Genomic DNA, 10573 nt, shown 5'->3' with positions numbered 1-10573 from the left:
CATCACGATATCGGCGTGCCCACCGAAACCCTGGTCGCCGATATCGGCGCCGGTACCGGTATTTCCACCCGTCTGTTCCTCGCCAGCGGCCACCCGGTCATCGCGGTGGAGCCCAATGCCGCCATGCGCGCCGCCGCCGAGCAGTGGCTGACCCCCGATTACCTGCGCCTGAAACTGGTCGACGGCACTGCCGAGGCCACCACCCTGGCCGACGACAGCGTTGGCCTGGTCGCTGCCGCCCAGGCCTTCCACTGGTTCGATACCGCCGCGGTGCGCCGCGAGTGGTCGCGCATCCTGCATCCCGGGGGGATGGCGCTGGTGTTCTGGAACTCCCGCCTGCTCGACGCCTCGCCGTTCCTGATCGGCTACGAGCAGCTGCTGCTGGAGTTCGGCACCGATTACACCCAGGTCGCCGAGCGCTACCAGGATGACGACGCCATGCGTGCCTGGTTCGGTGCGGGCCTGCGCGGCCTGGCCAGCTTCCCGAACGTGCAGCGCATGGACCTCGATGGCCTGCGCGGCCGCCTGCTGTCCTCGTCCTACGCGCCCCAGGCCGGCCACCCGCGCCATGCGCCGATGCTGGAGGCGCTGCAGCAGTTGTTCGATGCCCACGCCGTGGACGGCCAGGTTGCCTTTGAATACCACACCCGTGCCTTTGTCGGCACGCTGGACTGATAGAACGCCATGTACTCGCTTGCCCGCCCCTTCCTGTTCGCCTTCGACGCAGAGCGCGCCCACGGCCTTGGCCTGAGCGGCCTGGAGATGGCCTACCGCACCGGCACCACGCCCCTGCTGGCCGGCCGTATCGCACCGCTGCCCACCAAGGCCTTCGGCCTGGAGTTCCCCAATCCGGTCGGCCTGGCCGCCGGGCTGGACAAGAACGGCGAGCACATCGATGCCCTGCTGGCGCTGGGGTTCGGCTTCGTCGAAATCGGCACCATCACCCCGCGTCCGCAGGAAGGCAATCCGAAACCGCGGCTGTTCAGGCTGCCGGCGCACCAGGCCATCATCAACCGCATGGGGTTCAACAACCTCGGCGTGGATGCACTGGTGCGCAATGTTGAACGGGCCAAGCGCCGCCACGGGCTGCTCGGCATCAACATCGGCAAGAACAAGGACACGCCCAACGAGCAGGCATTCGACGACTACCAGCACTGCCTGCAGAAGGTGTATCCGCTGGCCGACTACATCACCGTCAACATCTCCTCGCCCAACACGGCCGGGTTGCGCGAGCTGCAGGAAGAAACGGCGCTGCGCCAGTTGATTTCCCAGCTGCGCGACAGCCAGGAACACCTCGCCGCCAAGCATGGTCGGCGCGTGCCGATGCTGGTCAAGGTGGCGCCGGACCTGAGCGACCGTGACATCGATGCGGCCGCCCGCGTGCTGAGCGAGTTGAAGGTCGACGGCGTGATCGCCACCAACACCACGATCGACCGCAGTGCGGTGGCCGGCGACCCGCGCGCGCAGGAGGCCGGTGGCCTGTCCGGCGCGCCGCTGCTGGGCCAGTCCACCCTGGTGCTGCGCCGGTTGCGTGCACGCCTGCCCGAGTCGATGCCGCTGATCGGCGTTGGCGGCATCCAGTCCGGTGCCGATGCGGTGGCCAAGATGTCCGCCGGCGCTTCCCTGGTGCAGTGCTACAGCGGCCTGATCTTCCGCGGCCCGGCCCTGGTGCAGGACTGCGTGGAAGCCATCCGCCGACGCCGCGAGGCCCCCAGCCGCGGTGCGGTTGCCCCCCTATGAGTAATGCAATGCCTGCCTGGACCCTGACTGAAAACGCGTCGCTGAAGGCGCTCAATACCTTCCACGTGGACGCAAGCGCGGCCCAGTTGCTGGAACTGCACGACCCGTCGCTGCTGCCGGACGTACTGGCGCTGCCGCAGGTCGCCGACGCGCCGCTGCTGGTGCTGGGCAGTGGCAGCAACGTGCTGCTGGCCGGCAACGTGGAGGGCACGGTCCTGGTGTTTGCCAACCGCAGCATCGAGATCCTGGAACACCGCGCCGACCACACCGTGGTCCGTGCCGGCGCCGGGGTCAGCTGGCATGGGCTGGTGATGTGGTCGCTGCAGAACGGGCTGTCCGGGCTGGAGAACCTGGCGTTGATTCCCGGCACCGCCGGCGCCGCACCGATCCAGAACATCGGCGCCTACGGCGTACAGGTGGACGAGTTCATCCAGGCCGTCGAAGCCTGGGACCGCGAGACCGCTGCGTGGGTCCGGCTGGATCCCGAGGCCTGCCAGTTCGGCTACCGCGACAGCGTGTTCAAGCAGGCGCCGGAGCGCTACCTGATCACCGCGATCGAACTGCGCCTGCCGCTGCTGCACGCCCTGCGCCTGGGCTATGCCGGCATCAACGAAGAGATGCAGGCGATGGGCGTGGAACTGCCGGTGGCCGCCGATGTGGCCAACGCCGTGATCAACATCCGCCGCCGCAAGCTGCCCGACCCGGACGTGCTGGGCAACGCCGGCAGCTTCTTCAAGAACCCGGTACTGCCGCTGGAGCAGGTGGGCGTGTTGCTGCAGCATTTCCCCGACCTGCCGGTGTACCCGGCCGACCAGGACACCCGGCGCAAGCTGTCGGCAGCCTGGATGATCGAGGCGTGTGGCTGGAAGGGCTACCGTGACGGCGACGCCGGCGTGTCGCCGGACCACGCGCTGGTGCTGGTCAACCATGGCACGGCCACCGGCGAGCAGCTGCTGGCGCTGGCGCGGCAGATCTCGGCCTCGGTGCTGGAAAAGTTCGGCGTTCCGATCGAACCGGAGCCGCGCCTGATCGGCGCGCAGTGGTGACACCGCCACTCGCCCTGCCTGCCCCCACACCCCTGCGTGCGGCACTGTTGATGCTGGGCAGCACGCTGGCGTTCGGGCTGATGGCGGTGGCCATCCGCTACGCCACCCGCTCGGTGCCCACCCAGGAAGTGGCGTTCTTCCGCAACGCCTTCGGCCTGATGGCGTTGCTGCCCATGCTGCTGCGCCCGGGGCGCGCGTCACTGAAGACCCAGCAGCTGCCGCGCTACCTGCTGCGCAGTACGATCGGCTTGGCGTCGATGCTGTGCGCGTTCTGGGCGATCGGCCACCTGCCGATGTCGCAGGCCATCTCGCTGTCGTACTCCACGCCGCTGTTCGTCACCATCGCCGCGGTGCTGTGGCTCGGCGAAACCGTGCGCGCGCGACGCTGGGCGGCGGTGATCATCGGCTTCATCGGCGTGCTGATCATCGTGCGCCCGGGCTCGACCAGCTTCACCCCCGGCACACTGGTGGCCGTGCTCGCCGCGGTACTCAGTTCGCTGGTGGCGATCCAGATCAAGCAGCTCACCCGCGTGGACAGCGCGGATGCCGTGGTGCTCTACACCTACGTGTTCTGGGTGCCGCTGTCGCTGATTCCCGCCGTGTTCGTCTGGGTGTGGCCCACCGGCATGGCCTGGCTGTGGCTGGCTGCCACGGGCCTGTTCGGCACGGTGGGCCAGCTGCTCTGGACGCGGGCGCTGCGCCTGGGCGAGGTCTCGGCACTGACCCCGATCAGCTTCATGCAGCTGCCCCTGGTCGCCGTGCTGGGCTGGCTGCTGTTTGGCGAAACCCTGGACCGCTGGACCGTGATCGGTGCCGGCATCATCCTCGGCGCCAACGCCTACATCGCCCACCGCGAAGCGGTCCTGGCCCGCCACGCCAAATCCCAGGCTGTTACCGCCGCAGCGAAACCCGGCGAATGAAACACCTGAACCGGATGCGCGGCTGGATCTTCATCGAAGAACTGGCCGCGCGCCGGAATCACACGAGAAGCCGACCAGTCAATCCGCGCCGAACAAATCTCGCGTATAAACCTTGTCCGACACCTTCGCCAATTCATCCGTCATGCGGTTGGCAACGATAATGTCAGCCTGCGCACTGAATGCATCGAAGTCGTTGACGACCTTGGATCGATAGAACTCGGGCAGTGTCAGAACCGGTTCATGGACGATGACCTCGATCCCCTTTGCCTTGATCCGCTTCATGACGCCCTGCACCGCTGAGGCGCGGAAATTGTCAGACCCTGCCTTCATGACCAGTCGGTAGATACCGACGACCTTGGGGTTGCGACGCAGGATCTCGTCGGCAATAAAGTCCTTTCGCGTCCGATTGGCCTCCACGATGGCATGGATCAGATTCTGCGGAACCTTGTCATAGTTGGCCAGCAGCTGCTTTGTGTCCTTTGGAAGGCAGTAGCCGCCATAACCAAATGAAGGGTTGTTGTAGTGGTTTCCAATACGGGAATCCAGACTGACACCGGCAATCATCTGCCGAGAGTCCAGTCCGTGAGAGCTTGCGTACGTATCCAACTCGTTGAAATAGGCAACGCGCATTGCAAGGTAGGTGTTGGAGAAAAGCTTGATGGCCTCCGCTTCCGTGGCATCGGTGAAGAGTACCGGCGCATCCTTTCGAATCGCCCCCTCCAGCAGAAGCCCGGCAAACACCGAGGCGCGCTCTGACTGTTCGCCGACGATGATTCGACTCGGATGCAGGTTGTCGTAGAGCGCCCGCCCTTCACGAAGAAACTCCGGCGAGAACAGGATGTTCTCCGTGCCAAACTTCTCTCGGAGTGCACTGGTGCACCCGACTGGAACGGTGGATTTGATGACCACGACGGCGTGCGGATTCACCCGCATCACATCCTTGATCACCGACTCAACAGAAGTGGTGTCAAAGTAATTCGTCTTTGGATCATAATCAGTGGGCGTGGCCACAATCACAAACGTCGCACCCGAGTACGCAAGGTCGGGATCCAAGGTGGCCACAAGATTCAGGCGTTTGCTTTGAAGAAACTCCTCAATCTCGCGATCTTCAATGGGTGCCCGTGCTGCATTGATCATCTCTACTCGGGCACTGTCGATATCCAAAGCAACAACTTCATGATGTTGAGCCAGCAGCACCGCGTTGGACAGGCCAACATATCCGGTGCCGGCCACTGCGATCTTCATTCCAAGGTCCTTCTCAGGCAATTCAACGTACAAGATGGAATGGTAGCAAATAGTCGCGTTGCGTCGTTTCGCGCCCGCGCGCACGCTCCACCACATCTCAATGTGCCAACGGCCCGACCCCGTGCCGCTTGCCATTGCAGGGGCGGTAGCCGCCGGTAGAGCCACCCCATGGGTGGCTGACACCCGACGATCCCGATCACACAATAGCCACCCATGGGGTGGCGTTACCCCGGCAGCCCGGTGGCCGCCACCCAGCTGCGCGTCGCGCTGTCCACCACGTTGCCCGGCGCAAACTGCTCCTCCATGTAGCGCAGGGCCTGGCGCCGCTGCGCCGGCGGGCGCGACGCCGCCCCTGGCTCCAGCAGCAGGTCATGGAACTCCTGCACGTCATGCAGGATGCGCCAATGCCGGTAGTAGGCCAGGCGGTAGCGGTCGATGCTCACGGCGCCGTAGCCCTCAGCGAACCCCGGCGGGTCATCGCGCCCCCAGCGCCCGCCCACACCCGCACCGATGAGCATCAGGTCGCGTTCGCGCGGGGCCAGCAGCATGTCGTCCCAGTCGATCAGGCACAGCCCGTGGTCGGCCCGCAGCAGCAGGTTGCCGGCGTGCAGGTCGCCATGACACAGCACCCGCGCCCATGCACGGCCCTGCAGCCGCTCACGCAACTGCGCACAGCGCTGCCAGACCTCCCCAATACGTGGCCGATGCTGCTGCCAGGCGCGCAGGAACTGTGCGGCGAGGTCATCGCGCACGGGCCAGCGCGCATCATTGCGATGCAGCCATGCGCCTACGCGCTCCACCGCCGTATCGTCATCGAAATCCGGCTGCGCCAGCCCGGCGCGGAGGTCATCCGGCAACGGCGTGTCGTGTACCTGCCGCAGCACCGCGCCCAACCGCCGCCACTGCGCCTGCGACAGCGCCGACTCGAATCCGGATTGGCCTTCGACGTAGGCAAACAGCGTCCATTGCAGGCCGTCCAGGCGCAGGGCCGGCGCGCCCTCGCGCGTGGGCTGCGGCGCAGCGATCTCGGCCAGACCGCGCTGGTTGCGCAGGTACTGCAGCACTTTCCACACGGTGTCATCGACGGCATAGCGCCGGCACTTCAACCACCAGCGCGCGCCATCGCCTGCGATCACCTGGTACACCGTGGCGCCCGCATCGGCACCGGTCGGCCGTTGCACCACCACGTTGGCGTGCACGCCCCATGCCTGCGACAACGCCACGCCAATCTGGGAAGAAGACAATTCCTGAGGATGCAGCATCAATCCGCCGTGTCGCACGCACACGCCATCACTATGTCAGAAACATGGGCGGCGCACAGCGCAACCGATCACGAACCACGCCGCTGCGCGCTGCCGTCAGGACGGCAGCGCGCGTTGGGTTACGGCAGGAACTTCTTCTCTGCGCCGATCAGGATCGACTGCACGTCGCCTGCCTGGCTGTCGAACATGAACTGGTACTCGAACCGGAACAACCAGCCGGAGGTGGACTGGAACGGCGCCCCGATGCCGAGCAGCGTACGGCTGCGCGACTGGTCGCGCAGCGACGCCGAGTAGGCCGGGCCGGACAACAGGTCGCTGTAGCGCAGGGTGGCGGCATTGCTGCCCTGGAAATCACGCTGGAACTCGATGCGTGCGCCGGGCAGCCAGCTGCCGTGGTCGGTCTTGATCAGGTACTCGCTGCGCAGGCCGAGGTTGCCGGTGCTGGTGCGCAGCTTCTGCTCGTCATAGGTGAGCGTGTCGCCCACCCGGCCCTGCTCGGTGTAGCCGTCCAGCGTGGCGTCGGCCACGTCCAGCCGGGCATAGGGCGACAGCAGCAGGGTTTCGCTGCGATGTTCGTAGCCCAGTGCCAGCGAGGCAAACAGCTGGCGTCCATCGCGGCTGCCCTGCACCGTGTTGCCGTTGCCAGTGACAAAGCGCCGCGCATCCAGCGACAACCACTGGTACCCCACCAGGCCATCGAGGTAGGTGTTGCGGCTCGGCCGCCAGCTGGCATACGTCGCCACGCTGTAGCTGTCCACGCTGCTGTGGCTGCCCTTGTTGCCGACATCGGAGCTGTCGTGGCCATAGCCCACGCCAGCGCCAAGCGCCAACCCGTCACTGATGCGCCTGTCTGCACCCATGCTCAGGCCCGACGTGGTGAAGTCCGCCGAGCTGCGGCCGTTGCGGTTGTTGCCATTGCCGAAGCTGAGCGCGCCCCCGGTCCATACCGCAATGCCGCCGGGCAGGCCGCCATTGCCGCCGGTTGCATCGCCTGCTGTGGCATCGGCAGGATCTGCCGCAGGCTCGATCAGGTTCATGCGCAGGGAATCGGCCAGGCTCTGGTCCACCGCCGACAGGCTGCCGCGCTGCCCTGCCCGTCCCGACGAAGCCGACGACAGGCTGATGCCGTTGCTGAAGCCATCGCCACTGCCCCGATGCAGGCTTTCCAGACGACGCTGGAAGTTGTTGATCTGGCCGCTGGCCATGCGCCGGGTGGCGTCGGCCTGCGCATCCAGGATGCCCATCACTTCGGCGTCCTTGGTCGGGTCTGGGCGAGCGGTGATGGTCACCGCCAGCGTGGCCGGTGCGGAGGTCGCATAGGCGTTGCTGAGCGTGTACACCAGCTGCGCCACGCCGGCATATCCGCCGGCCGCGGCAAACTCCAGCCGGTAGCCGACATCGCTTGCCTTCACCGTGGCCGTGCCCGCGTTGGCCGGCATCACCGACACCACGTTGGCTGCGGTGAACGGGCCACCGCGCGCGCCCTCGGTGAGCTCCACGCTGATGGTGGTGCCCGCCAGGCCACTGGCCGTGAGTGCAGCGGCGATCGGCTGCGGATTGACGGTAACCGTCACCTGCGCCGGCGCCGACACACCGCTGCTGTTGGCCAGCGTGTAGGTGAACCCAACCGTGCCACTGGCCTCCAACGGCGCCGTGTAGCTGATCTGCAGGCCGGCGACGCTGGCACTGCCGGTGGCCGGTGCAGCCGCAATCGCGGCGGTGTCGAACGGCCCGCCGCTGGCGCCGGTGGTGGCATCGAAGGTGACGGTCTGGCCGGCCAGCACGGTCACCGTCTGCGCCGCCGCCACGGCCTGCGCCTGGCTGACGGTCAGGGTGATGCTGCGGGTGCCGGGATAGTTCTGCCCATCACTGGCACTGAGCACGAAGGTGCTGGTGCCGATGCTGGTGGGCGTACCGCTGAGCACACCGTCGGCCGCCAACGCCAACCCGGCCGGCAGGCTGCCACTGGTCACGCTCCAGGTGTAGCTGCCGTTGCCACGGGTGGCGCTGAACGCATGCCGGTAGGCCTGGCCCACCTGCGGCGCGGCCAGCACCGCCGGATCGATCACGATCTGCGCCGGGTCCACGGTCAGGGTGTACGCCTTGTCCACCGACTGCCCGTTGGCATCGGTGACGCGCACGGTCAGCGTGCTGCTGCCGGCGCTCACTGGCGTACCGGATATCACGCCACTGGCTGCATCCAGCTGTAACCCTGCAGGCAGGCTGCCGCCCTGCAGCGTGTAGGTGTACGGCGCCACCGCACCGCTGGCGGTCAGCGCCTGCGTGTAGGCCGCTCCCACCACCGCGTTGGGCAGGCTGCCCGGGGTCACTACCATGGTGGGCGCGGCCACCTCCAGCGTGTAGTTCTGCACCCGCTGGAACGGTGCGCCCGCACCGGTGGAGGAATCGGTCACGGTCACTGCAATCGGGAAGCTGCCGCTCTGCGTGGCGGTGCCGGACAACAAACCGGTTGCTGCATTGAGGCTGATGCCGGCAGGCAACGCACCGGTGGCGGTGTAGGTGTACGGCGCGGTGCCGCCGCTGCCGGCGAAGGTCGTCGAGTAGGCCACCGCGTAGTCGGCCTGCAGGCTGCCCGCGGCCGGGGTCAGTGCCAGCGTCGGCGCGCCAGTCACGAGCACCAGGCCCTGCTGGTTGGTGACGCCATTGCTGTCGGTGACGCGCACGGTGATGGCGAAGCTGCCGGCATGGGTCGGCGTACCGCTGAAGGCGCCGCCGCTGCTCAACACGATGCCAGCGGGCAGCGTACCGGAGACCAGGGCGAAACTGTACGGCGCGGTGCCGCCCGTGGCGGAGAGCGCGGTGCTGTATGCGCTGCCCACCGTGGCGGCCGGCACGCTGGTCTGGTCGATGGACGGACCGGCCGACGTACTCAGCGTGTAGCTCTGCGCGCCGGTATGCGGCCCTGCCCCACCCGAGCTGTCGGTGGCCAGCACGGTGAACGTGCTGGTGCCCGATGCGGTCGGCGTCCCGGACAGCACGCCGCCGGTGGTCAGCGACAGACCCGGCGGCAACGCACCGGTGACCGAGAAGCTGTACGGCGCCACGCCGCCACTTGCACTGAAGGTGGCGCTGTAGGCCAGGCCCTGCGCTGGCGAAGGCAGCGTTACCGGGGCCACGACGATGGTGGGCGCAGTTACCTGCACGGAGTACGCCCGTGCGCCGGTCTGGCCGTTGGCATCGGTGGCGGTAACGGTGGCGTTGAACGTGCCGCTGGCCGTCGGCGTGCCCGACAGCACACCCGCGCCCGACAGACTCACGCCGGCCGGCAGTGCGCCGGCGCTGATCGCGAACGTATACGGGGCGATGCCGCCAGTGGCGGACAAGGTCTGCGAGTACGGAATGGCCACGGTGCCGCCGGGCACCGTCGTCGGCCCAACGGCGATGGTGGGCGACGCGACGACCACGCTGTAGTTCTGGCTGATGCTGAAGGGTGCACCCGTGCCATTACTGCTATCGGTCGCGGTCACCGTGACCGCGAACGAACCGGTCTGGGTGGGCGTGCCCGACAACGCACCGGTGGCCGCCGCCAGCGACATCCCGGTGGGCAACGTACCGGCCGTTACGGCATACGTGTAAGGCGCGACGCCACCGCCTGCGCTGAACGCCTGGCTGTAGGCGGCTGCATAGGTGGCATTGAGCGTACCGGCCGCCGGCGACAGGGTCAGGGTCGGCGCGCCGATGCTGATGGTGTAACTGCGCTGCCCGTTCTGCGCTGCCGCATCGGTGACCTGCACCACGGCGGTGAACGAACCGGCCGTGTTGGGCGTACCGGAAATCACGCCACCGCTGCTCAGGGTGAGGCCCGTGGGCAGCGCGCCCGATACCAGGGTGAAGGTGTACGGTGCACCCGCGCCCTGGGTTACCGACAAGGCCGCCGTGTACGCCGCACCGATCGCCCCGTTGGGCAGGGTCGCCGGGTTGAGCACCGGAATGCCGGGCTGCACGGTGCCGCTGTAGGACCGGGTGCCGTTGAAGGGGCCGACGCCGGTGCTGCTGTCGGTGGCCTGCACGGTGAACGCGTACGGACCTGCATTGGACGGCGTGCCGGACACCGTGCCGTTACTGTTGAGGGTCACGCCAACGGGCAATGCACCCGCGACGACGCTGAAGGTATAGGGCGCCGTGCCACCACTGGCCGTCAGCGCCGCGCTGTAGGCCGCGCCCTGGGTGGGATCGGGGAGCGCAGTTGGCGCGATGTCGATGGTGGGCGCACTGATCGTCATGGTGTAGGCACGCGCGCCCGTCATGCTGCCGGCATCGGTGGCCGTGACGGTCCAGTTGAACGAGCCGCCCGCCGTGGGCGTGCCGCTGAGAACGCCCGCGGACGACAACGTCACAC

At 67.3% G+C, this 10573-nt stretch carries 7 protein-coding genes; 4 read left to right on the top strand and 3 right to left on the bottom strand.

Annotated features, from left to right (window positions below; translation table 11 throughout):
- From DBR34_RS07710 to DBR34_RS07695, 4 genes are all read left to right on the top strand, one after another.
- The coding region (locus tag DBR34_RS07710) for a class I SAM-dependent methyltransferase (protein WP_146186793.1) at positions 1-675 on the top strand (675 nt) is incomplete at its 5' end.
- 9 nt (positions 676-684) lie between these two features.
- Positions 685-1740, top strand: coding sequence for a quinone-dependent dihydroorotate dehydrogenase (locus DBR34_RS07705; RefSeq protein WP_128096355.1), 1056 nt, complete (start codon positions 685-687; stop codon positions 1738-1740).
- Positions 1737-2786: a UDP-N-acetylmuramate dehydrogenase gene (gene murB, locus DBR34_RS07700; RefSeq protein ID WP_128096354.1), complete on the top strand. Its 1050-nt coding sequence runs from the start codon at positions 1737-1739 to the stop codon at positions 2784-2786. The genes DBR34_RS07705 and murB overlap by 4 nt, the downstream gene beginning before the upstream one ends.
- Positions 2787-2818: 32 nt before the next feature.
- Positions 2819-3706: a DMT family transporter gene (locus DBR34_RS07695; protein WP_258223737.1), complete on the top strand. Its 888-nt coding sequence runs from the start codon at positions 2819-2821 to the stop codon at positions 3704-3706.
- Positions 3707-3784: 78 nt separating this feature from the next.
- On the opposite strand, the gene DBR34_RS07690 is transcribed toward DBR34_RS07695, so the two are convergent.
- The 3 genes from DBR34_RS07690 to DBR34_RS21275 all read right to left on the bottom strand — a co-directional run.
- Entirely contained in the window at positions 3785-4951 is a 1167-nt protein-coding gene (locus tag DBR34_RS07690) for a nucleotide sugar dehydrogenase (protein ID WP_128096353.1), read from the bottom strand.
- Positions 4952-5175: 224 nt separating this feature from the next.
- A complete protein-coding gene (locus DBR34_RS07685) occupies positions 5176-6213 on the bottom strand; it encodes an aminoglycoside phosphotransferase family protein (protein WP_128096352.1) in 1038 nt (345 codons plus the stop codon).
- Between the two features lie 119 nt (positions 6214-6332).
- Positions 6333-10573: putative Ig domain-containing protein (locus DBR34_RS21275; RefSeq protein WP_181393941.1), on the bottom strand; the 4241-nt coding region annotated here is incomplete at its 5' end.

Source organism: Stenotrophomonas sp. HMWF003 (genome assembly GCF_003061285.1).
Classification (GTDB): domain Bacteria; phylum Pseudomonadota; class Gammaproteobacteria; order Xanthomonadales; family Xanthomonadaceae; genus Stenotrophomonas; species Stenotrophomonas maltophilia_AP.
The sequence above is the reverse complement of the archived record's forward strand: the minus strand, read 5'-3'. Positions and strand labels throughout refer to the sequence as shown.